This window comes from Acinetobacter sp. YH12086, assembly GCF_013419345.1.
Classification (GTDB): domain Bacteria; phylum Pseudomonadota; class Gammaproteobacteria; order Pseudomonadales; family Moraxellaceae; genus Acinetobacter; species Acinetobacter amyesii.
Window position 1 is genome coordinate 348,826 of record NZ_VPAF01000001.1, and the last position, 23,574, is coordinate 372,399.

22 protein-coding genes and 1 pseudogene are annotated in these 23,574 nt (G+C 40.0%); 13 read left to right on the forward strand and 10 right to left on the reverse strand.

Annotated features, from left to right (window positions below):
- The first annotated feature begins 1 nt into the window (after position 1).
- Complete coding sequence (locus tag FTU29_RS01755; protein ID WP_180119994.1) at positions 2 to 2,941, forward strand: insulinase family protein; 2,940 nt, start codon at positions 2 to 4, stop codon at positions 2,939 to 2,941.
- Between the two features lie 18 nt (positions 2,942 to 2,959).
- Positions 2,960 to 4,117 carry a phospholipase A gene (locus FTU29_RS01760; RefSeq protein WP_180022830.1) on the forward strand — a complete coding sequence of 386 codons (1,158 nt, stop codon included), beginning with the start codon at positions 2,960 to 2,962 and terminating at the stop codon, positions 4,115 to 4,117.
- 64 nt (positions 4,118 to 4,181) lie between these two features.
- Here the strand turns inward: FTU29_RS01760 and FTU29_RS01765 are convergent, their stop codons facing one another.
- The 4 genes from FTU29_RS01765 to ilvA form a co-directional block, all read right to left on the reverse strand.
- Positions 4,182 to 5,519 (reverse strand): TrkH family potassium uptake protein, encoded by a 1,338-nt coding sequence (locus FTU29_RS01765; RefSeq protein WP_078188650.1) that lies wholly within the window; start codon positions 5,517 to 5,519, stop codon positions 4,182 to 4,184.
- Between the two features lie 51 nt (positions 5,520 to 5,570).
- Positions 5,571 to 6,230, reverse strand: coding sequence for a TrkA family potassium uptake protein (locus FTU29_RS01770; RefSeq protein WP_078188649.1), 660 nt, complete (start codon positions 6,228 to 6,230; stop codon positions 5,571 to 5,573).
- A 104-nt stretch (positions 6,231 to 6,334) separates the two neighbouring features.
- Positions 6,335 to 6,802 carry a hypothetical protein gene (locus FTU29_RS01775; protein WP_180119996.1) on the reverse strand — a complete coding sequence of 156 codons (468 nt, stop codon included), beginning with the start codon at positions 6,800 to 6,802 and terminating at the stop codon, positions 6,335 to 6,337.
- 189 nt (positions 6,803 to 6,991) lie between these two features.
- Positions 6,992 to 8,530 carry a threonine ammonia-lyase, biosynthetic gene (ilvA, locus tag FTU29_RS01780; protein WP_180119997.1) on the reverse strand — a complete coding sequence of 513 codons (1,539 nt, stop codon included), beginning with the start codon at positions 8,528 to 8,530 and terminating at the stop codon, positions 6,992 to 6,994.
- 107 nt (positions 8,531 to 8,637) lie between these two features.
- Here ilvA and rpiA point away from each other — a divergent pair, with 107 nt between their 5' ends.
- The 8 genes from rpiA to FTU29_RS01820 all read left to right on the forward strand — a co-directional run bounded on the left by rpiA (position 8,638) and on the right by FTU29_RS01820 (position 15,716).
- On the forward strand, positions 8,638 to 9,309 hold the full coding sequence (gene rpiA / locus FTU29_RS01785) for a ribose-5-phosphate isomerase RpiA (protein WP_078188646.1): 672 nt from the start codon (positions 8,638 to 8,640) through the stop codon (positions 9,307 to 9,309).
- A 126-nt stretch (positions 9,310 to 9,435) separates the two neighbouring features.
- Positions 9,436 to 10,116, forward strand: coding sequence for a SprT family zinc-dependent metalloprotease (locus FTU29_RS01790; protein WP_180119999.1), 681 nt, complete (start codon positions 9,436 to 9,438; stop codon positions 10,114 to 10,116).
- Positions 10,117 to 10,127: 11 nt separating this feature from the next.
- Positions 10,128 to 10,499, forward strand: coding sequence for a hypothetical protein (locus FTU29_RS01795; protein WP_180120001.1), 372 nt, complete (start codon positions 10,128 to 10,130; stop codon positions 10,497 to 10,499).
- A 184-nt stretch (positions 10,500 to 10,683) separates the two neighbouring features.
- On the forward strand, positions 10,684 to 11,736 hold the full coding sequence (gene argC, locus FTU29_RS01800) for an N-acetyl-gamma-glutamyl-phosphate reductase (RefSeq protein WP_180120002.1): 1,053 nt from the start codon (positions 10,684 to 10,686) through the stop codon (positions 11,734 to 11,736).
- Between the two features lie 79 nt (positions 11,737 to 11,815).
- On the forward strand, positions 11,816 to 12,565 hold the full coding sequence (locus FTU29_RS01805) for a hypothetical protein (protein WP_180120004.1): 750 nt from the start codon (positions 11,816 to 11,818) through the stop codon (positions 12,563 to 12,565).
- A gap of 18 nt (positions 12,566 to 12,583) precedes the next feature.
- Positions 12,584 to 12,997 carry an ATP-dependent Clp protease adapter ClpS gene (clpS, locus tag FTU29_RS01810; protein ID WP_078188641.1) on the forward strand — a complete coding sequence of 138 codons (414 nt, stop codon included), beginning with the start codon at positions 12,584 to 12,586 and terminating at the stop codon, positions 12,995 to 12,997.
- A gap of 12 nt (positions 12,998 to 13,009) precedes the next feature.
- Complete coding sequence (gene clpA / locus FTU29_RS01815; protein WP_078188640.1) at positions 13,010 to 15,286, forward strand: ATP-dependent Clp protease ATP-binding subunit ClpA; 2,277 nt, start codon at positions 13,010 to 13,012, stop codon at positions 15,284 to 15,286.
- Between the two features lie 76 nt (positions 15,287 to 15,362).
- A complete protein-coding gene (locus tag FTU29_RS01820) occupies positions 15,363 to 15,716 on the forward strand; it encodes a YnfA family protein (protein WP_180120361.1) in 354 nt (117 codons plus the stop codon).
- Positions 15,717 to 15,763: 47 nt separating this feature from the next.
- Here FTU29_RS01820 and FTU29_RS01825 read toward each other — a convergent pair whose 3' ends face one another.
- The 3 genes from FTU29_RS01825 to FTU29_RS01835 form a co-directional block, all read right to left on the reverse strand.
- Positions 15,764 to 16,240, reverse strand: a complete 477-nt coding sequence (locus tag FTU29_RS01825) for a hypothetical protein (RefSeq protein ID WP_180120006.1) — start codon at positions 16,238 to 16,240, stop codon at positions 15,764 to 15,766.
- 90 nt (positions 16,241 to 16,330) lie between these two features.
- Entirely contained in the window at positions 16,331 to 17,251 is a 921-nt protein-coding gene (gene argF, locus FTU29_RS01830) for an ornithine carbamoyltransferase (protein ID WP_180120008.1), read from the reverse strand.
- Between the two features lie 112 nt (positions 17,252 to 17,363).
- Entirely contained in the window at positions 17,364 to 18,017 is a 654-nt protein-coding gene (locus FTU29_RS01835; protein WP_078188637.1) for a TetR/AcrR family transcriptional regulator, read from the reverse strand.
- A gap of 239 nt (positions 18,018 to 18,256) precedes the next feature.
- On the opposite strand from FTU29_RS01835, the gene prpB reads away from it, so the two are divergent.
- Positions 18,257 to 19,141: a methylisocitrate lyase gene (gene prpB / locus FTU29_RS01840; RefSeq protein ID WP_111883701.1), complete on the forward strand. Its 885-nt coding sequence runs from the start codon at positions 18,257 to 18,259 to the stop codon at positions 19,139 to 19,141.
- Between the two features lie 3 nt (positions 19,142 to 19,144).
- Positions 19,145 to 20,281 (forward strand): 2-methylcitrate synthase, encoded by a 1,137-nt coding sequence (gene prpC, locus FTU29_RS01845; protein ID WP_111883699.1) that lies wholly within the window; start codon positions 19,145 to 19,147, stop codon positions 20,279 to 20,281.
- Positions 20,282 to 20,346: 65 nt separating this feature from the next.
- Here prpC and FTU29_RS01850 read toward each other — a convergent pair whose 3' ends face one another.
- The gene (locus tag FTU29_RS01850) at positions 20,347 to 20,964 is read right to left on the reverse strand and encodes an aminotransferase (protein WP_180120010.1); all 618 of its coding nucleotides are present in this window, start codon (positions 20,962 to 20,964) and stop codon (positions 20,347 to 20,349) included.
- Between the two features lie 78 nt (positions 20,965 to 21,042).
- The gene (locus FTU29_RS01855) at positions 21,043 to 21,519 is read right to left on the reverse strand and encodes a CinA family protein (protein ID WP_180120012.1); all 477 of its coding nucleotides are present in this window, start codon (positions 21,517 to 21,519) and stop codon (positions 21,043 to 21,045) included.
- Positions 21,520 to 21,755: 236 nt separating this feature from the next.
- Here FTU29_RS01855 and FTU29_RS01860 point away from each other — a divergent pair, with 236 nt between their 5' ends.
- Complete coding sequence (locus FTU29_RS01860; RefSeq protein ID WP_078190858.1) at positions 21,756 to 21,986, forward strand: hypothetical protein; 231 nt, start codon at positions 21,756 to 21,758, stop codon at positions 21,984 to 21,986.
- 161 nt (positions 21,987 to 22,147) lie between these two features.
- Here the strand turns inward: FTU29_RS01860 and FTU29_RS01865 are convergent.
- Positions 22,148 to 23,322 (reverse strand): annotated as a pseudogene (locus tag FTU29_RS01865) (IS256 family transposase).
- Positions 23,323 to 23,574 lie beyond the last annotated feature (252 nt).

Here is a 23,574-nt window from a genome sequence, read left to right on the forward strand (position 1 = left end):
CATGACTGTAGATGTCACTGAAACCATTTCTCAAACTGTACATCCCGCGTTTCAGTTGATTCGTCAACATCATGTTGAAGCTTTAGACATTTTAGTGTCTGAATATAAACACAAAGTGACTGGCGCAGTGCATTATCACTTAGCCACAAACCATGACGAAAACGTATTTTTAGTTGCCTTCCGTACGCAGCCGATGGATTCAAAAGGTGAGGCGCATATTCTTGAGCATACAGCACTGTGTGGCTCAGAAAAGTTCCCTGTACGTGACCCATTCTTTTTAATGATTCGTCGTTCACTCAATACATTTATGAACGCGTTTACCGCAGCGGATTGGACAGCATATCCATTTGCAACGCAAAACAAAAAAGATTTCCAAAACTTGTTAGAAGTTTATATGGATGCTGCTTTTGCTGCGAATTTGAACCCGCTTGATTTTGCGCAAGAAGGGATTCGTATTGAGCTAGAAAATGGCGAAGCTGTATATAAAGGCGTGGTATTTAATGAAATGAAAGGTGCAATGAGTTCACCTTCAGATCAATTGTATCACCAACTTGCCCATCATTTATTCCCAGAAACAACATATCACTACAACTCAGGCGGTGATCCGAAAGACATTCCTGACTTAAGCTATGAAGAGTTGGTCAGTTTCTACAAATCACATTATCACCCAAGTAATGCGGTGTTCATGACCTTTGGTAATGAGCCTGCATATAATTTACAAGAACAGTTTGAAACGCTTGCTTTGTCTAAATTTGAAAAAGGTCAAACGCTGTATTCAAAACCTGAACGTCGTTTAACTGCGCCTGTAACTGTAACTGAAACGTATGCAGTTGATGCTGAAGACCTCAAAGACAAAACCTATCATGTGCTTTCTTGGTTATTGCCAGAAGCAAGTAATATCAAATTACGTTTAGGTATGCGTTTGGTTGAGGGGGTATTGCTTGAAGATTCTGCTTCACCATTACGTCATTACTTAGAAACCTGTGGTTATGCACAGTCGACTGGTCCATTCATGGGCGTAGATGACTCAAACTATGAAATGACGTTCTACTGTGCAATTCAAGGTTCAAACCCTGAGCATGCAGAACAATTTAAAAATGGCGTGTTTAAAGTATTAGAAGACGTTGCGGCTAAGCCTGTTGATCCGACTTTCGTTGAGGCGATTTTGCATCAAATTGAATTGCATCAGCGTGAAATTAATGGTGATGGTACACCATATGGCCTAAGCTTAATTCTGAATGGTTTAAGCAGTGCGATTCACCATTCAGACCCTGTGGATGTTTGGGATGTGGATACGGCCATTGAACAAGTGAAGGAAGAGTTGAAAGACCCAATGTGGTTATCTAACTTAATCAAAACTTACTTGCTTGATAATCAACATCGTGTGCAATTAACTTTGGTTCCAGATGCTGAAAAAAATGCGTTGGAAGCGGCAGCAGAAAAAGCACGTTTAAAAGAAATTGTTGCGAACTTAACTGAAGCGCAAAAAGCAGAGATTATTGCGCAGACTGAAGCACTGAACATTCGTCAAGATACCCCAGATGATTTGAACCTATTGCCTAAAGTAGGTTTAGAAGACGTTCCTGCACAATTACAGATTGTACAAGGTCAATTACGCGAAATTATCAGTAATGGATTAGATACACCGTTAAATCTTTACCACGCAGGCACCAATGGTCTTTATTACCAACAAGTTTTGATTCAGATTCCTGATGAAGTGGTGCAATCGCCGTATTTCAACCTCTTGTCGATTTTGATGGGTGAAGTTGGTGCAGGTGAATACGACTACTTAGAGCTACAACAGTTGCAAACAGCTGTGAGTGGCGGTTTAGGTATGGGTGCATCCCTGCGTTCAAAAGTGGACGATAAAGGTCAAATTAGTGCTTGGCTAACGTTGACCACTAAATCATTGGTGAATAATCTTGAAGCAATTCGCTTATTGAAATTGGCTTTTGAACAGCTACGTTTTGATGAGAAAAACCGTATCGTAGAGTTATTGCAACAACGTAAAGCACGTTGGCATTCACGTGTTTCTGGCTCTGGTCATAGCTATGCAATGCAAATTGCAGGTCGTCAACATAGTGCATTGGCGTTACGTGATTATCATAATACAGGCCTAGGCGCGCTGAACTGGTTGTCAGAACTTGTCAGCAAAATTGAGCAAGACGACACGGCTTATAATGCTTTGATTGATGAGCTTAAGTTAATTCACAACCGTTTGCTTAAAGCACCAAAACAATTCTTGGTGGTGTGTGAGGAGCATCATTCAGACAGATTGGTTGAAGAAGTTCAAACCATTTGGGATAAAGTGGCGATTGATGATAACCCGCATGCTTTAACTCAAGTGAATTTTGCAGATAGCAACAATGACGAAGCTTGGCTCATTCAAGCCAATGTTCAGTTCTGTGCTTCAGCATATCCTGCGGTGGAAGTGTCGCATCCAGATGCAGCACCTTTAATGATTTTGGCGGCTTATTTACGGAATGGCTTCTTACATAGCGCGATTCGTGAAAAAGGTGGTGCTTATGGTGGTGGTGCAAGCTATGACGGTAATGCATGTTCATTCCGTTTCTATAGCTACCGTGACCCACGTTTAGCTGAAACGTTTAAAGATTTTGACGCAAGTGTGCAGTGGCTACTGAATGCTGAACAACAACCTCATCAGCTAGAAGAAGCGATTTTGGGCCTAATTGCTAGCATGGATAAACCAGGATCACCAGCGGGTGAAGCCATTACAGCTTGTTATGCTTTATTGCATAAACGCACGCCAGCTTTCCGTCAAATGTTACGTGAACGTCTTTTGAATGTGACTTTGGAAGATCTAAAACGTGTTGCTGTGGCGTATTTGGTTGAACAACAACCGACAAAAGCTGTGGTTGCACCGGTGGCTAAGCGAGATACTTTGGTTGAGCTTGGTTTCGAAATAAAACAAGTGAATTAAAACAAAAAAGGGGTTTTTATGGCGTTCAAATCTCTTGAGCGTACGACATTGCAACTGAGCCTCATTGCGCTCAGTTCAATGTATGTCAGTACTGTAAATGCACAAAATGCGGATGTGGCTGCTAAGCCTGCAACCGCAGAAGCATGTGTGGCACTTGAGTCAAATGCAGAGCGATTATCGTGTTATGACGCTTTGTTTAAAGTGCAACCTGCTGAAAAAGAAATGTTGGTCTCTGAGCGTCAAGCCGCACAAGAAATTAAGCCTGAACCGACAGAGAAGCTAACTTTCAAAGAAAAAGTCAGTCATGCGTTTACGGACCGTTTATTTGCTGTAGAAGCACCGAACCTCAATCCAAATCTTTCATTATTGGATAGTCGTTGGGAGCTTTCTCCAGAAAGTAAATTGGGAACATGGAATATTCGCGGCTATCAACCTGTGTATTTAATGCCGGGATATTGGACGTCGGATAAAAATGAACGTCCATCTAGCCCGAATGAAAATAACACGGTACAAGCCGATCAGGAACAAAACCTGAAATCGATGGAAGCCAAGTTCCAATTATCATTAAAAACCAAAGCTGTTGAAAACTTATTTGGTGATAATGGTGATATCTGGTTGGGCTATACCCAGTCTTCTCGTTGGCAAGTCTACAACGAAGATGAATCTCGACCATTCCGTGAAACCAACTATGAACCTGAAGCCAGTCTGGTTTTTCGTACCAACTATGAACTCTTGGGTTTGAACTGGCGTATGTTGGGTCTAACCTTTAACCATCAGTCTAATGGACGTTCTGATCCCTTATCGCGGAGTTGGAACCGTGTCATGTTAAATCTAGGATTTGAACGTGACAATTTTGCACTGATGTTACGTCCTTGGTATCGTTTCGAAGAAGATACCAAAGATGATAACAACCCAGATATTACCGATTATGTGGGACGTGGGGATTTAACAGCATTTTATCGTCATAAAGATCATGACTTTAGTTTGATGTTACGTCATTCATTGAAAGGTGGTGATGATTCACATGGTGCTGTGCAGTTCGATTGGACTTTCCCAATCAATGGTAAATTGCGCGGCACAGTTCAATTGTTTGATGGCTATGGTGAAAGCCTGATTGACTATAACCATCGGGCAACCTATGTCGGTGTCGGTGTGTCATTAATGAATTGGTTCTAAAGATTCGCAAATAAAAAAACCACGCTACGGCGTGGTTTTTTATGACTGAGAGAAAATGTATAAATCAACCGATTTGGATCTCAGAAGGCGGGTGTTTTAAACGACTCTTCTTTGGTGTAGCAATCAGATAAGCCAGTGTTAAGGGTCCAAGGCGGCCTGCGAACATTAATAACATCAGGGCGACTAAACTGGCGGGTTGTAAGTCGCTGGTGATGCCACGAGATAGACCAACGGTGCAAGCAGCGGATACCGCTTCGAACAGCAAATCTAAAAAGCGTTTATCAGGTTCGAGAAGCAATAGACTGAAAAAACCAATAAATATCAACGTCACTGTAATGAAAATTACCGCTAATGCTTTAAAGGTGGTTTTTTCTGAAACAGAGTGGTTAAACACACGCAGTTCATCTTCACGTCTTAAAAAACTGACCACACTGAGTACAACAATAATAAACGTCCCGACTTTGATGCCACCAGCTGTACTGAGAGAACCACCTCCAATAAACATCAGTAACATCGTGATGAGTGATGATGCATCGCTCATGCTTTCCATGGGTAAGCTGTTAAAACCCGAAGAGCGCGGAACCGTTGCATGGAACCATGCGTTGAGGGCTTGGTCACCAAGTGACATCGTAGCTAAGGTAGCAGCATTATTGGCTTCTAATAACCAAATGGTGATGAAGGCAAAGACATTTAAACCCGCAATAGTCGATAAAATCAGCTTGCTATTGGTGCTGAGTTTTTTCCAACTTTTATTGCGCTTAATGTCCATTAGTACCAAAAAGCCGATACCACCAATGATGTAAAGCATACTGATGGTAAACGTAATGAAATAACGGTCAGCAAAGCTCATTAAACTATTGGGAAATAATGAAAATCCACCATTATTAAATGCTGAAACACTATAAAAGGCAGCATAAAACAGGGCCTGGTTAAAATTGTATTCTTGCATCCAAGCGATGGTCAAAATTACCGTTCCCACCATTTCAAAAAATAGTGAATACAGCAGTACGCCTTTGATGGTCATGGTCACTTTGGCAAGGCTGGTCTGTCCAATGGTTTCTTGAGCCATAATTTGTTGTTTTAGCCCAATTTTAGGGGACAAACTCATAGCGGCTAATATCGCAAAGGTCATAAAGCCGAGACCGCCGCATTGTAGTAAACCCATAATCACGACTTTACCAAATACCGTATAGGCCTCGCCGACATTTACAACTGAAAGTCCTGTAATGGTTACGGCAGAGGTCGCTGTAAAGAGGGCATTGATCCAACTTAAATCGCCATGATGTGAATAAGGGAGTTTTAACAGCAAGGTGCCAATGATAATAAGCCCAAGAAAACCCAATGCCAAAATACTGGGTGGGCTAAGATTAATGGTATTACGCTGTTTATTGTGCAGTTTCATGTTTTTCTACTGTCATCTTGCGCGATTGTGTGCAAATAGACACGACGCTGATTACAAAGTTGCTTTAAAGTGTTTAGCCAGTCGACGTAAATGTTCGAGTAAACCTTCAACCACTAAAATATCACCAGTTTGTAAGATCAGGTTCGGATCTAAACTATATTGAAGCTCGGTGCCACGTTTATGCAGAATCGTCTTCACTTCAGGGACATGATCCATAATTTGATTTAAACGCGTACCTTGTTGTGATTCTTTAATTTCAACCTTCACCAAATAATGATCATCTTCGAGCACCATGTAGCGACTCACCATCGGATAACTCAGTGACTGGGCAACACGGACGCCCATATCTTCTTCAGGGTGGATGATTTTGCTGATACCTAAATGGGTTAAAATCATGTGATGCGCTTTGGACTTAGCTTTGGCCCAAATTTTGTTGATCCCCATATTTTTAAGATGGAGCACACATAAGATGCTGGCTTCAATATCTTCACCAATTGCGACTACGACGGCTTCACAATTTTGAATATTGAGTTCTTGTAAAACGTGCTCATCTGTTGCATCAGCAATCACTGCATGGGTCAGTTGGTCCGAAATACTTTCAACAAACTTTTTGTTGCTATCGATTCCAATGACATCGTGTTTTAAACCCATGAGTTCTGTGGCTACAGTTGCGCCAAAACTTCCTAAGCCAATCACAGCGAATTGAGCCATGCCGTATTCCTAAATTATTCTAAAGTTATTGAATATGTTGATGTTAGCTTGTTCAGCCTAGAGCGGCTATGAAAATTTACATAATCCATCTAAACCGAAAAGCTCTAATTTTTAATTTCTTCAGTGTTTTGATAGGCATAAAGTTCAGCAATACTGGGGCAATTATCCATAACTTGTTGATATTTAAAAATTTCATAGCCTAATTTATTTTTTAGAATATATTGAAATTGATGTTGATCTTCTTTAATGACATTTAGGGTAGCTTTACGAACGAGCTCGGAATTGTTCTTTAAACGGTTTAAGCCATCGCATGAAAATTCACGGATAATGGCTTGAACAGATTCGGGAGCGGTTTGATCACTTAGCTCATCAAAGCGAATATATACAATGTAATTTGGATATTGATTCAACATTTCAGCCTGCGCGGTATAGCCGTAAATATTTTCTAGATTTTGCGTACGGGACTGATTTGGAATTTGTTTCATACTTTGACGAATCTTATCTTCCTCTTGCTTAAGTTGATAAGCCGGATATACATAATAATGTCCACCTATACCCACAATAACGATCATAAATAAGGCATAAAAATTCAATTTTAAATATCTATTTTATTTTTAATGGATTATAGGGTGTGGTGAATTTAACAACAATGACAGCGTTGATGAATTAAATTGATGAATATATTCATTTTGATGTAGAAAATAGTTGATACAAATAAAAAAGCTGGAATCTAGATCCCAGCTTTTTTATAGAAGTTTTATTTATTTCAAGAAACGTTGATAACCAAGGTTATTGGTAATCTCAGCATATGGATAGGTAATATTTTCCAATGTTTCAATTAAACCATCTGGGTTTTGTTTCGCATCAGTTGCTTCCATACCCACCAATACACGACCTTCCGCAGCACCGTGGTTACGGTAGTGGAATAGGGTGATGTTATGTGTAGGTCCAAGACGTTCTAAGAAAGTCAGTAGTGCGCCCGGACGTTCGGGGAATTCCACGCGGAATAGGCGTTCATTTTCAATATCGGCATGACCGCCAATCAAATAACGGATATGCAGTTTAGCCACTTCATCATCGGAAAGATCGTCTACATCGTATTGGAATTTTAAGGTTTCAAAAATTTCCTGACGTTCTTTTTCGCCATTTTTGAGACTGATACCCACAAATACTTGAGCGGCACTTGAGTTGCTTGCGCGGTAGTTAAACTCAGTGATGTTACGGCCTTGTAGTGCACGGCAGAATTTAAGGAAAGAACCTTTTTCTTCTGGAATGGTCACAGCAAAGATCGCTTCTTTGCGTTCACCCAGTTCGGTACGTTCTGCAATGTAGCGCAGACGGTCAAAGTTCATGTTTGCACCGCAAACAATCGATACCATATTCTTGCCTTCTAGACCATGCTCAGCAACATACTTCTTAATACCTGCAAGCGCCATTGCACCTGACGGTTCTACAATGCTGCGGCATTCATCAAAGGTATCTTTAATCGCTGCACAGATTTCATCGGTATTTACCAGTACAACTTCACGCTCAACAATAGGGCCTGAGTTATCTGATTTTTGTAGCTGAATCACTTCAAATGGTTTTTCACCAATTTGAGCAACTGCTGTACCGTCGGCAAATAAACCTACAGATGGAAGAATGACACGTTCATTAGCTTCAAAGGCTGCTTTTAAACATGCTGATTCGTCATATTCAACAGGAATGACTTTAACATGCGGTGCCACATCACCTAAGTAAGCAGCTACACCGGCAATGAGACCACCACCGCCCACAGCAACAAATACATAGTCTACATCACGCCATTGACGCAAAATTTCGTTGGCAATGGTTCCTTGACCGGCCATAACGAGTTCGTCGTCATAAGGTGGAATAAAGGTCATACCTTCATCTTTTGCACATTGGATTGCGTATTTATTGGCTACATCAAAAGAATCGCCATGCAGAACCACTTCACCGCCTAAGCGTTTAACCGCTTGTACTTTAATGTCTGGTGTGGTTTTAGGCATAACAATAATGGCGCGAATACCCAACTTTTTACCAGATAATGCCACGCCTTGAGCATGGTTACCTGCAGAAGCAGTAATAACGCCACGTTCCAACTGAGATTTCGGTAATTGACTAATACGGTTGTAGGCACCGCGTAGCTTGAAAGAAAAGACAGGTTGTAAATCTTCGCGTTTAAAGCGAATGTTATTGTTTAGTTTTTCACTAATTCGTGGCGCTGCTTCGAGTGGGGTTTCGATTGCAACGTCATAGACCGTTGCCTGTAATATTTGTCGAACCAAACGAGACAGCATGTTAATTTTCCATCTAACAGTTTAAAATAGGCGTTCATTGTAACAAACACCCGTACATTTGGGCTGTAAAATCAGCAACAAATGTCAAAAAATAGTTGAGCCAAGTTATGAGTCTGTATGCTACCCAAGATGAAAAGAAACAAGCTGCCGCAAAAGCTGCGTTAAAGCATTTGCCAAAGGGCGGCATTTTGGGTGTTGGTACAGGAAGTACTGTGAACTTCCTCATCGAATTATTGCCAGAGCTTCAACTTGAAGCTGCTGTTGCAAGTTCTGAAGCAACTGCACAACGTTTGAAAAAATTAGGCATTGAAGTGGTTGATATGAACCATGTTGGTGGTTTAGATGCCTATGTGGATGGCGCTGATGAAATCGACCGTCATATGCACATGATTAAAGGCGGCGGCGCTGCGTTGACTCGTGAAAAAATCGTTGCATCAATTGCGAAAAAATTCGTTTGTATCGTAGATGATTCTAAATGGGTTGATCAGTTGGCACGTGAATTCCCGCTTCCTGTAGAAGTGATTCCAATGGCACGTTCTGCTGTTGCGCGTAAAATTGTCTCTTTAGGCGGCGACCCTGTGTACCGTGAAGGCGTAGTAACTGATAACGGTAATGTAATTTTAGACGTACACAACTTAAATATCTTAAATGCTTTAGAGCTTGAAAAGACTTTGAATGACATTCCGGGTGTAGTGTGTAACGGTATCTTTGCTCTAAACAAGGCGGATATTGCTGTTGTAGCCACTGATAACGGTATTGAAGAGCGTACTGCGGTTTAATCTGTTCTATTAGAATCCCCCTAAATCCCCCTTTGATAAAGGGGGACTTTTCACCTGAATTTATTTAGGTGGTTTTCCCTCCTTTGTAAAAGGAGGGTTAGGGAGGATTTAAAATTAATAAAAAATATGACTCCCAACCTTCCTGAAATTCAAATCACCCGAAAATTACGTGCCACACGCCTAAGACTGCGTGTAGAACCAACTCAAATTAAATTAACGGTTCCCCAGTTTTGTACACAGCGCCAAGTTCAAGATTTTCTTAAACAATCGGAACAATGGATGATTGAGACATGGCAGAAGCAGCAGGAAAAAACAGGGCAGATTGATAAAACGCTACCAGTAGAATTAAAACTATTCAATTTAGAGCAGCCTCTAAGTATTGTTTATAAAGTACAAAAAAACTCATTCATCTTAGATGAAGAAAAGCATCAGCTTTTCATCAGTGTTCGGCAGCCTGAGCAATATTTAAAAAGCTTTGTGATTGCTTATGCCAAAGAGTATTTACCAATTTATTTAAAGCAAGTGAGCAGTGAAACAGGCTTGAAATATGGTGATTGCTCAATTCGTCAGCCCAAAACTCGCTGGGGCAGCTGTTCTGCAAAGCATGACATTATGTTGAATAGTGGGCTGGTACTTTTTCCGTTGGAAATCACGCGTTATGTGGCTGTACATGAGTTAGCGCATACTAAGCACTTTGATCATAGTCTAAATTTTTGGGCTGAAGTGCAAAAGCATGATATAAATTTTCAGCAGCATCGAAAAATACTAAAAATGACGGCAATGCCTTGGTGGTGGGTGGAAAAATAGGGGGTATACAAATGAGTTATAAAATTAAAATACTGTCTCAAGATGGGCATGTTGAAGAATCACTTTGGATTGAAGTTGATGGAAAAATATTAAACGTTTTTTGTAGTGATTATAATTTTGTTTTCAACGTTAATAGTGTTTATCATGTTGAATTAGAATATGAAATATTTGATGAGTATGTACCCAAGATAACAGATAACTCACCTCAATTTAGAAATATTGATCAGTCTTTTGCTTATGAAATTATTGGGATGTTAAATAACGGAACTTTATCAGTAGGAGATATCTTTTTTAAAGATGAAATTCTATTAAGTGAATACGGGTATTTAGACAATAAAATAATTAGTTTAAAGGTAGATCGTATCAAACTTTATTTTGACTAGATAACTTATATTTACTACTCGCTACTTAGTTTCTGTAATCCTAGCTTGAAGCAGTTTATGGAGCACTATTGTTTTTTTATAAATTTATCCTGTATGAAGAAATAAACCCAACCAAAACAGTTCAGAAATCCTCAACTTCCTGTCATACTACGCAGTCATCAAATGGATACTTTGAATAGAGGTAATGAGCGTGATTTCAGTAGGTATTGTCGGCGGTACAGGTTACACAGGTGTTGAATTACTGCGTATTTTACTGCGACACCCAAATGCGGAAGTGAAAGTTTTAACTTCGCGTACTGAAAATGGCCGCCGTGTGGATGATATGTTCCCAAGCTTGCGTGGACATACAGACCTTTGCTATTCAGATCTAAATATTGAAGAACTAAAACAATGTGACGTTGTATTTTTTGCGACGCCGCATGGTGTAGCAATGAAGCATGCAGAAGAATTGGTCGCTGCAAATACGAAAGTGATCGATTTGGCAGCAGACTTCCGCTTGCAAGACTTAGCTCAATTTGAGAAATGGTATGGTTTAGACCATGCCTGTCCAGAGCTATTAAAAGATTCAGTTTATGGTTTGTCTGAATTAAACCGTGAAAAAATTCAAAAGGCTTCAGTGATTGGTAACCCAGGTTGTTACCCAACAACTGTTCAGCTCGGTTTAGCGCCAGTATTAAAAGCCGAAGGATTAGTGAAACCTGAAAGCATTATTATTGATGCAAAATCAGGTGTGTCTGGTGCAGGTCGTAAAGCCAGCCTAGGTATGATCTATTCTGAAAATGCAGATAACTTTAAAGCATATGGTGTAGCGGGTCACCGTCATCATCCCGAAATAGTAGAAGCCTTAGAAAATATTTCAGGTCAAAAAGGTGTGTTTAACGAAATTTTATTCGTACCGCATTTAGTACCGATGATTCGTGGCATGCTCAGCACTATCTATATTGATTTGACAGACGCAGGTGCTTCTGCGGATTTACAAAGCATATATGAACAGTTCTATGCCAATGAGCAGTTTGTAGATGTGTTGCCTGCAGGTAGCTCACCTGAAACACGTACTGTGCGTGGTGCGAACCAATTACGTATTGCGATTTGCAAGCCTCAACCGAAAAAATTGGTGATTTTGGTGGCTCAAGACAACTTGGTGAAAGGTGCTGCAGGTCAAGCCGTACAAAATATGAACTTGATGTTTAGTTTTGCTGAAAATGCAGGACTTCAAGGCATTGGTTTATTACCATAAGAAACGATTTAAAACTTCACACACATTTAAAACTGGATTTAAATGTGTGCCTTGAGTGAACTAAAAATAAGAGATGACGATGTCGAATACAGAATCTAATTTCAAGTCAGAACCAGAAAACAGTGAAAAAACGCCTTTTATGAAGACGAATATGCCACTGGCGATTGGTGCAGTTGTACTTGCATTGAGCAGCGGTTTGCTCGGATATAGTATCGGTCATCGTCAGGGCTTAACTGTGGTCGGATATGATGCAGATGCAGAGCAACTGGTTGATGTGGTGCAAAAGCAAAAAAATGAATTAGCAGGCCTGAATAAAAGTTTGAATGCGGCAATTCAAGAGCGTGATGTCGCTGTAAGTAATTCAAATGATTTATATTTGGCTGTTAAAAAAGCACGTGATGATCAAGAATTAACCGGTAATTTGGGTGTTTTGTATCGTGAAGTATTGCGCCAACGTGGTGGTATGCCGCTTGCAGTACAACATTTAGCGATTAAACCGTTACCTGAAAATGCGTATGAATACCAACTTGATCTCGTTCAAGTAAGTCCGTCAAAAAGTAATGTGTCTGGAAGTGTTGAGCTGCGTCTAATTAAGGGTACAGAAGTACTTGCAGTGCCTTTAGAAGACAAAAACTTTAACTTTAGCGAAAGTGAGCGACTCACTGGACGTTGGACCATGCCAAAAGGCTTTAGTCCAGACTTTATTGAAGTGCGTTTAACCGGTTCTAAACCCGTTATTCGCCGTTTTAGCTGGTCGAAAGGTCAGCCTGTTGAAAATCAATCTGCCTTCCTTTCAGAAATTCCTCAAACTGAAGCAAGTGCAAACTAAGTGTGAAACCTAAATCCTATGCGAACCAATAAGCGTCAAACGTGTTTATCTGACATTAAAAATTCATTTTACCAATCTGGTTTAGTGGACTGGCATCTAAACCCGACTCTCAGCCAAGGTACGCAGGATGATGGTGATTCAGACATTCAAGTATTGACTGCGCCACCTGAGTTAAAGCGTCCTCCTATGTATGCTGTCGTTTTAATGAACGATGATTACACCCCAATGGACTTTGTAATTGAAATTTTACAACAATACTTTGCTTTGAATCTTGACCAAGCCACTCAAGTAATGCTAACTGTACATTATGAAGGAAAGGGTGTTGCAGGGGTTTATCCGCGAGACATCGCAGAGACTAAAGCAAATCAGGTCAATAATTACGCTCGGTCGCAAAGTCATCCATTACTTTGTCAGATTGAGCCAAAAGATTAATAAGGGGATTACATGCTCAGTCGTCAATTAGAAGTATCACTACGTTTGGCTGTCAGCATGGCTCGTCAAAAGAGACATGAATTTTTGACGGTAGAACATTTATTATTGGCTTTACTGGATAATGATTCCGCTGTTAATGCATTGAAAGCATGTGGCGCAGACATTATTGTGCTTCGCAAAGAACTTGAAGAATACGTAGAACAACATACCCCTAAGCTTGGCGAAAATAGCGATCAAGCACCACATCCTACAGAAAGTTTTGATCGCATTTTGCAACGTGCAATTTTCCATGTGCAATCGAGTGGTAATGACCGCACTGTAGAAGGTGCAGACATTTTAGTTGCGATGTATTCAGAGCGTGATTCATTTGCGGTGTATTTACTTAAACGCCATCAAATCAACCGTTTGACATTAACGCAGTATTTGTCACATGGCACACGTAAAGATGAAGTCCAAGCCGAAGAAGAAATCGAAGAGCTCGATGGTGAAAGCACCACGTCTTCAAATTCTGGCCCATTAGAGCTATATACGACCAATCTCAATGTTGAAGCTCAAAAAGGCAAAACAGATCCACTGATTGGTCGTGAAAAAGAGATTGAACGTACAGCTCAAATTCTATGCCGTCGCCGTAAAAACAACCCACTTTTGGTGGGTGATCCGGGTGTAGGTAAAACTTCGATTGCTGAAGGTTTGGCTTGGCTCATTGTAAATGGCAAAGCACCTAAACCGCTTGAAAATGCAGAAGTATTTAGTTTAGACATTGGTGCTTTAGTTGCAGGAACTAAATACCGTGGTGATTTTGAAAAGCGTTTAAAACAACTGCTAAATGCCTTGAAGAAAAAGCCCGAAGCTATTTTATTTATTGATGAAATTCACATGATCATCGGTGCAGGCTCAAGTATGGGCAGCACGATGGATGCATCGAACCTCATCAAGCCAGCTTTGGCGAATGGTACTTTGCGTTGTATCGGTTCAACGACTTTCCAAGAATACCGCCAAGTCTTTGAAAAAGATCATGCATTATCACGTCGCTTCCAAAAAATTGATGTCAATGAGCCATCTATTTCAGAAACGATTGATATTCTTCGCGGTTTAAAAGGCAAATTTGAAGAATTCCATCATGTGAAATACGAAGATCAAGCGTTGGTTTCTGCGGTTGAGCTTTCAGCGAAATTTATCAATGATCGTTTCTTGCCTGATAAAGCCATTGATGTGATTGATGAAGCTGGTGCGCAGCGTCGTTTAAAAGCTGAGCAAGATGATACGGTCATTTCAGTTGAAAACATTGAAGATATCGTATCGAAAATTGCCCGTATTCCGCCGAAAACTGTGTCTAAAGATGACAAGAGCGTTCTTGAAAATCTTGAGCGAGATCTGAAACGTGTGGTGTTTGGTCAGGATGAGGCCATTGAAGCGCTCGCATCTGCGATTAAATTATCTCGTGCAGGTCTTAAAGCACCAGATAAGCCAGTGGGTAATTTTGTCTTTGCGGGTCCTACAGGTGTGGGTAAAACTGAAGTCACTAAGCAATTGGCGAAATTGTTAGGCGTTGAACTTGTACGTTTCGATATGTCGGAATACATGGAACGTCATGCAGTATCACGTTTAATTGGTGCGCCTCCGGGTTATGTCGGTTTTGATCAAGGTGGTTTGCTGACCGACGCGATTCATAAAAATCCGCATTGCGTGCTATTACTAGACGAAATTGAGAAAGCACATCCAGATGTCTTTAATTTGTTACTTCAAATTATGGATCATGGTTCATTAACGGATAATAACGGTCGTAAGTCTGACTTCCGTAACGTCGTGTTAGTACTGACGACTAATATTGGTGCAGAATCAATTTCACGTGTGAGCATTGGTTTCATGGATCAAGACAACAGTAATGACAACCAAGACGCGATGAAAAAAGCCTTCTCACCAGAGTTCCGTAACCGTTTAGATGGTGTCATTCAATTTAAAGCATTGCCAACAACTGTCATTGAAAGTGTGGTTGATAAGTTTTTAACAGAGCTTCAGGCACAGTTAGATGATAAGAAAGTGGTTCTTGAAGTTGATCAAGATGCACGTGAATGGATGGCTGAGCAAGGATACGATCGCTTGATGGGCGCTCGTCCAATGCAGCGTTTAATCCAAGAGCATTTGAAAAAACCGCTTGCTGAAATGATTCTGTTTGGTGAGCTTGCGGAACATGGCGGCAATGTTGCTGTTTCAGTGAAGAAAGAAAATGGTAAAGCTGTGGGCTTAAAACTCGAAGTGTTTGAAGACCAAACCGCTGAACCTGCTTAAATAATTTATTTATAAAAAACCCGTGCTTGCACGGGTTTTTTATATTTATTCGACGCTAGATTTGGATTTTTCTATGATGGACATAGCATTTACAAAAGTGCTGACCACGTTTGGTTTATTTGCACTGACAGCACTGATGGAAATTTTAGGCTGTTACTTCCCATATTTGATTTTAAATCAGCAAAAATCGCAGTGGTTATGGATTCCAACAGCGCTTGCATTGGCTGCATTTGTTTGGTTATTGACGTTACATCCAGCAGCTTCGGGTCGTATCTATGCAGCCTATGGCGGAATCTACATTTTTTCTGCGTTACTGTGGTTGCGTTTTGTCGATCACGTAGTTCTAACACGTTGGGATATGCTAGGTGGCGTCATTGTGTTGGTGGGCACAGCTGTGATTGTATTACAGCCTCAAGGTTTAATTCGTTAAGTTAAACAATGCAAAAGTTAAACCAAGAGCTGTAAGAAATTAGATATTTATTTAAATTTGCACTCTGTATTTTTAATGATAATTTCGTATTGATTGCTACCCGAGCTTAGATCCATTTCAATTTTATATGGATTAACACGTTGAAATTGATGCTCGAATAGTAATTCACAGTTTTGGAGTGAATTATGCTTGATGAGTTGCTTCACCTTATGTTCACCGACTGATTGTTCAAATTGCGCAAAATCAGGGGTGGTGATAATACCATCAATTTCAATCTTATCCGCTTCAATTTCCATTTTTTCCATCAACATATTCTGATCAACTTGATAGGGAAGAGTGCGTGAATCTTCATCACTAATGGCAGCCAGTATTTCGTTTAAACCTGTTTTATTTTTAATTTTAAAATTGCTATCTAAAATCTGATTTTTCACCAAGTATTGATCTAATTCACTTGGTTCACCAGCAAAGCTAAAAGTAGATAAGCTCAATCCAAGAGCCAATAAGCAAATATTTTTTAAACGCATAATCTTAATCACTTATAAAAGTTATGGTTTTATTAAAGCATGCAAAAACAAAAAAAGCACCCGAAGGTGCTTTTTTATCTAAGTAAAACCTTAGTCTTTTTTAAGATTTTCGTTAATTAAGAATTCAACAAGTGCTTTTTGTGCATGTAAGCGATTTTCAGCTTCATCCCAAACCATGGCATTTTTGTGGTCAAGCATATTTTCAGAAATTTCTTCACCACGATGCGCAGGCAAGCAGTGCATAAATAAGCAGTCAGCGTGAGCAAGATCCATCAGGCGTTCATTCACTTGATAATCAGCAAACGCTTTTTCACGAATTTTTTGCTCTTCTTCTTGGCCCATACTTGCCCAAACATCTGTCACGATTAAATCTGCATTAACTGCAGCATCTTCGGCAGAATCAACAAGTTCCACACAGTGTGCAAATTCAGATAAAAATTCTGCTTTAGGTTCATAGCCCTTAGGTGCAGCGATTTTTAATTTAAAGCCCCACATATGAGCAGCTTCAATATATGAGTTACACATATTGTTGCCATCACCAATCCAAGCAACCGTTTTACCTTCAATAGAACCACGGTGTTCAACAAATGTTTGAACATCGGCAAGTAATTGGCAAGGGTGGTGATCATCTGTTAATGCATTGATGACAGGAACTTTTGAATAAGAAGCAAAGCGTTCAACAATGTCATGACCAAAAGTACGAATCATCACAATATCAAGCATGCTTGAAATCACACGTGCAGAATCTTCCACTGGCTCACCACGACCTAATTGAGAGTCGCGAGATGAAAGGAAAATTGCACTACCACCAAATTGGCTCATTCCTGCTTCAAACGATACACGTGTACGGGTGCTCGATTTCTCAAAAATCATGCCCATGACTTTACCAACGAAAGGTTGGAAAACTTCATTGTTATGCTGTTTGCGCTTGAGTTCGATACCGCGCTGTACAATTTGGTTAAGTTCTAAAGTCGATAAATCGCGTAAAGTTAGAAAGTGACGTAGAGCCATTGTTACTCCACAATAATTGCTGAATCAAAAAACAAAACAACAATTAGTTGTTGGTTGGTTAGAGAAAAAGGAATCGATTAATATACTATAAGAGAGGTAAATTGCAAAAAATCTAGCGCTTTTGGTGACCGTCTAGGAAACGATCGACGCAATAACTGATGTAATTGATGGTTTCTTGATCATTTTCATCAATGGTGATGCCCATGAGAACGCGCCATTCTAAATTTCGCAAAATTCCAAAATAAAATTGAGCCGAAAACAGCGGGTTTTCACAATACAGCAAACCGTGTTGATGCGCTTGATTTAAAATTTCTGCAACGGTGTTCTGAATTTGTTTTGGGCCTTGCTCATGAATATAACGTGCTATTTCAGGATTACGTCCTGTTTGTTCTAAGACTAACCGCATAAATGCCGCATTTTCAGGCATCACGATATGCTGATGAAAGTCACTTAAAGTATTGATGAGATAAGCACGAATATCGGTGTCAGGGCTGACTGTAAATGGTAGGCAAATATCTTTGAAAAATAAGCAGCGACGATAGTCACAAATAGCCTTAAATAACCCGTCTTTATTACCAAAATATTTATAGATTGACGCTTTTGAACCACCCGCATGATTCACGATGTCATCTAATGAAACTGCATCAAACCCACGTTTTAAAAAAAGCTCCGTAGCACTTTCTAAAAGCGCAACACATCGTTCATGTCCGCGCCGCGTTTGTGGCTGGTCATGCGTTAAAGGTTCAATGTGTATTAAATCTTGCATAAAGTGATAATATTTAACAAAAAAAGAGCTGATTTGACGATAATTATAGCAAAAAATTCAGTACTTTTCTGCTTTGCTCATAAATAAGGGATCTTTGACTAAAGAATAACAACAGATAGGTGACAAGTGAAATATTTGACTAAAGTTTTAGAGTTAATATTCTACAAAGCCATAGAGTTGGAAAAAAATATGGATATACTCAAACTTCGAAAATTAAAGTAAATGCCGTGGAAAGGAATATGACACAACAAACGTCTGCAGGCTTAAGATTTAGACAAGCATTGGAAATCGAAAAACCATTACAAATCATTGGCACAGTAAATGCCTATGCAGCAATGATGGCAAAAGAAGTTGGCTATAAAGCCATATATTTATCTGGTGCAGGTGTGGCGAACTATTCATATGGTTTACCTGACTTAGGCATGACCAGTTTAGACAATGTTTTGGAAGATGTTCGTCGTATTACTGAACGTGTAGATACGCCATTACTCGTCGATATCGATACAGGTTGGGGCGGTGCATTTAACATTGCTCGTACTGTGAAACAAATGATTGCTGCGGGTGCAGCAGCGGTTCATATCGAAGACCAAGTCGCGCAAAAACGCTGTGGACACCGTCCGAACAAAGAAATTGTGACGCAGCAGGAAATGGTTGACCGTATTAAAGCGGCTGTCGATGCAAAAACTGATTCAAACTTTGTGGTGATGGCACGTACAGATGCTTTGCAGAAAGAAGGTCTGCAAGCAGTGATTGACCGTGCATGTGCATGTGTTGAAGCCGGTGCTGATGCGATCTTTGCTGAAGCAATGACTGATATTACCATGTACAAAACTGTCTGCGATGCTGTGGGTGTACCTGTACTGGCAAACATTACAGAGTTTGGTGATACCCCTTACTACACCAAAGAAGAACTAGGCGAGCAGGGTATTGCAATGGTGCTTTACCCATTATCACCAACACGTGCAATGCAAAAAGCGGCACTCGAAGTAATGCATGCGATCCGCAATGACGGTACACAAGTCAATGTACTGGATAAAATGCAACAACGAAAAGAACTCTATCAATTCCTCGATTATCACACTTTTGAAAACACCTTAGATAAATTGTTCACTGAAGGAAAATAAAAAATGGCTGAAGGAAAAGTACTCACGGGCGCAGGACTGCGCGGACAAGTAGCTGGTAAAACTGCATTGTCAACTGTAGGCAAAAGTGGTGCGGGCTTAACCTATCGTGGTTATGACGTTCAAGACTTGGCAGAAAACTGTCAGTTTGAAGAAGTCGCGTACCTGATTTTCTTTGGTGAATTACCAACAACAGAACAGCTTGCAGCATACAAAGCCAAACTCAAATCATTGCGTCAATTACCGCAGGCGTTGAAAGAGGTGTTAGAACGCATTCCTGCTGACTCGCACCCAATGGATGTGATGCGTACAGGCGTTTCAATGCTTGGAAATTTAGAAACTGAAAAATCGTTTGAAGAGCAACAAGATGTTGCAGACCGTATTTTGGCAACACTACCGGCAATCATCTGCTATTGGTACCGTTTCAGCCATGATGGCGTACGTGTAGAAGAAAACACTGATGATGATTCAATCGGCGCACAATTCCTACATTTACTGCGTGGTGAAAAACCAAATGAATTGCATGAGCAAGTGATGAACGTGTCACTGATTCTATATGCAGAGCATGAATTTAATGCCTCTACATTCACAGCGCGTGTATGTGCATCAACATTGTCTGATATGCATTCTTGTATTACAGGTGCAATTGGTTCACTTCGTGGTCCATTACATGGCGGTGCAAACGAAGCCGCAATGGAAATGATCGAAAACTGGACGTCTCCAGAAGAAGCTGAGCGTGAAATGCTCGGCAAGCTTGAGCGTAAAGAAAAGATCATGGGCTTTGGTCATGCGATTTACAAAGATAACGATCCACGTAATGGCATTATCAAGAAATGGTCTGAACGCCTAGCAAAAGACGTCGGTGATACTGTACTTTATCCTGTATCAGTGCGCTGTGAAGAAGTGATGTGGCGTGAGAAGAAATTATTCTGTAATGCTGATTTCTTCCATGCATCTGCATATCATTTCATGGATATTGCAACCAAGTTGTTCACGCCAATCTTTGTAATGTCACGTGTAACAGGTTGGGCTGCACATGTAATGGAGCAGCGTGCGGACAATCGTATTATTCGCCCAAGTGCTGATTATACAGGTCCTGAACTACGTAAAGTTGTGCCGATTGCAGAACGTTCAGCGGCATAATTTTGAAGTGTAATAAAAAAGCCTCAAAAGAGGCTTTTTTATTATTTGGTATTTGAGTTAACAATCTATTTGGTTAGTAAAACCGGATCTTCAACGCTATATCCTGTTTCAAATGGAATCCCTAGATATTTAACAGTCACTAAATAAAAGGGCTTTTGCATTACACGATAAGTTTTAGAGATTTTTAAACCTTCTTTATAGGTCTCAGCCTTTTGTACAGCGCTTTTATACTGCGAATTTTTAACACGATATTGATAGGTCCATTTATCAATGGTTTCATTCGGGTCATACCATGATTTTGCAGTGCCATTCATGGTTGTTAATACCTGTATTCGAGCATTATTGTTATTTACAGGTGTTAATTCGACCAAACGTTTTTTTATTTTCGCGATTTCTTTATCAAACTGGGTGCTGTCTTGATCGTAATCAATCCGTTTTGTCTTTGGATTAATATACAAAGACTTCACTGTAATTAATTGCGTCGGTTTTTGGCTATTTAATTGATAATAATATAATTGTGGTAAACGACCACGACCATCTTCAAAATGACGCATTAAATAGATTTTTTGGTCTTTTTTATCAAAACCCAAAACCTCAATGTTTTGAGGGCCGCCTACCGTCGCGAAAGCAGAGCAGGACAGTAGGGTGCTAATTGCGAATGCATTGAAATGACGTAGCTGCATTTTCTTGTCCTGATAAGTAAATTCCTCAATACAGTATGCGATGCAAAATGATATTTAAATATGAAGATTATGTATGTTTTATTCTGCATTTAAGATGTCTAATACACTGTGAGCAACATTTTCAGTTAACTGATCTAAGCGTTCTAACACCGTACCCAAAATAAAATAGTGATAATTATATATACGACCGTCATGTAAGATTGAAATATAAAATGTACCTTCGGGTTTTTCTACGGTTGCACTGCCACCAGGTTTGAGTAATCCAGTGCAGGCCACCACAAAGTCCGCATATAAAAATAGTTGTTGTCCTTGCTCAGCCATCGCTTGAGTCACTTCTGCGGATTCGGCCGTAAATTTTTCTATTAGTAGAGGATCTACTTTTAAAATTTCACGCTTGATTGATGGATCATAGCTCACTAGTCCACCTAATAAGATATCTGCACCACTATTCTTATAAATTGAAAATTGACTACATAAATAACCAGAGCTTGCACTCTCGATAAACGCGATAGTCATGGATTTTTGTTCTAAAGCATCGCAACACTGTTTAAGCATGTGCTTACCCCAAAGTAGAATGGTGAATGATCATTAGTATTCTTAAAATTTTAGCATTGATTTCGCTCGCCTGTAATTTCACTAAAAGTCTAAGTTGGTACTGTGTGTGTTGTGGAATTCACGAAAATAGCGTGATTGTTTAGAAGCTGTACGAAAATATGAAATAAAGGTTTCTTCGGAAGGAAAACGATGTTAAAACTTAAAATAAAGAGCGTAACAAAAGTAGGTTTATTTCAATGAAAACGACTGTAAAATATGTAGTATTAAAAAGCCTAGACTATCAATTGGGCACGCCACTTTTTCAAGAAGAATTAGACGCAGATAGCCTGTATTTTGATCAAATTCCGGCTGTAATTCAGTATCAAAATCATCAATTCAAAGTGAAAAGCAAAGAGTTAAAGCGTGTTTATTTGGCGGAAGAAAATGAAGACATGCAAACCATTATTGTGAAAGTACTTGCCGTTTAATTTCGATCAATTTGTAGTATTAAAAATACAGTTCTCATTGAGTTGGGAGCTGTTTTTTTTGTATTTGACAGACTCAAATTTATATATAAATCTAGATTTAAAGGAGATATGTATTTTTAATGGAGCATGTAAATAATTTTGTGTAATTGCTTTTCATCAATTTAAAGGTGATTGCTTAAGCGGTCACCGAATTCAATAATAAAGCGGCTCATGGCTAAACGCCAGTCGCGAATCGGCATATTCCACTTTTTAGATGCAGCATCAATGGCCAGGTAAATCACTTTACGTACAGAATCATCCGTTGGAAAGACTTTACGTTTTTTGATCGCTTGGCGTATTACGCTGTTTAATGGCTCGATTGCGTTGGTAGTGTAGATGGCTTTGCGTATCTCGGCTGGATAAGCAAAGAAGGTATTCAGATTCTCCCAATGCGTACGCCAGCTTTTGCTGATCTGTGAGTACTTGTCATCCCATGTTTGGGCAAATTGATCTAGGGCCATCAAGGCTGCCTCTTCAGTGGGTGATTGATAAACGGCTTTTAAATCCTGAGTGACCGCCTTGTAATCTTTCCATGACACGTATTTCAAGCTGTTGCGTAGCATGTGGATAATGCACAGCTGGATGTGGGTTTGCGGGTATACGCTGTTAATGGCATCAGGAAAGCCTTTTAGTCCCGAGAAGCGCTGCTTCGCAAGGCAGGCGATCAGAATATCCTGCAACCCTCGGTTTTTCAGCTCAATCATAACATTTAGCCAGAACTTGGCAACTTCATTCTCAGCCATCCACATGCCGAGCAGTTCTTTGTGTCCATCAAGATTAATGCCTAAGGCAAGGAATACAGCCTTGTTGATGACACTGCCATTATGACGGACTTTAACCACAATACAGTCCATATAAACGATGGGATAGATTGCATCCAGCGGACGGTTTTGCCATTCAGCAACCTGCTCATTGACGGCATCAGTCACCTTGGAAATGAGCGTAGGAGATACATCGGCATCGTACATTTCCTTGAAGGTAGCAACGATTTCACGGGTGGTCATACCTTTGGCATAAAGGGATAGAATCTGGTTATCCATTTGCGTGATACGGGTCTGATTTTCTTAATCAACTGAGGTTCGAAAGTATCATAACGATCACCTAGTGTGGTGATCTCAATCTCCCCATCATCGCTAAGTACAGTCTTACTAGAATAACCATTGCGTGAATTTGAGCCAGATTTACGGGCATTTTTTTCATGTCCGAGATGTTCGGTAAGTTCGGCATTGAGAGCCGTTTCAACAGTGAGTTTAGTCAACAATCGGGTGAATTGGTTGAGATCGTCTTCTGTTTTGATTCCTTAAGCAAATTCTGCTGCAAGGTCTTTTAGTTTTTGTTCGTTCATCATATTGCCTGACTCCGTTGTGAATATGAAGGTAGCAAATTCAGGCAATTACACAATTTAAATTACAGTCTCTTTTAGACCACTTGATCGTGTCGTCTTCGCTATTCGACTAACAGCTATTTAATCCCCCAGATATTATTTAACCCGAATCGCGGATAAGAAATAAACTTGAAAATAAGAAGACTAGAGCCATCAGTTGAGTTA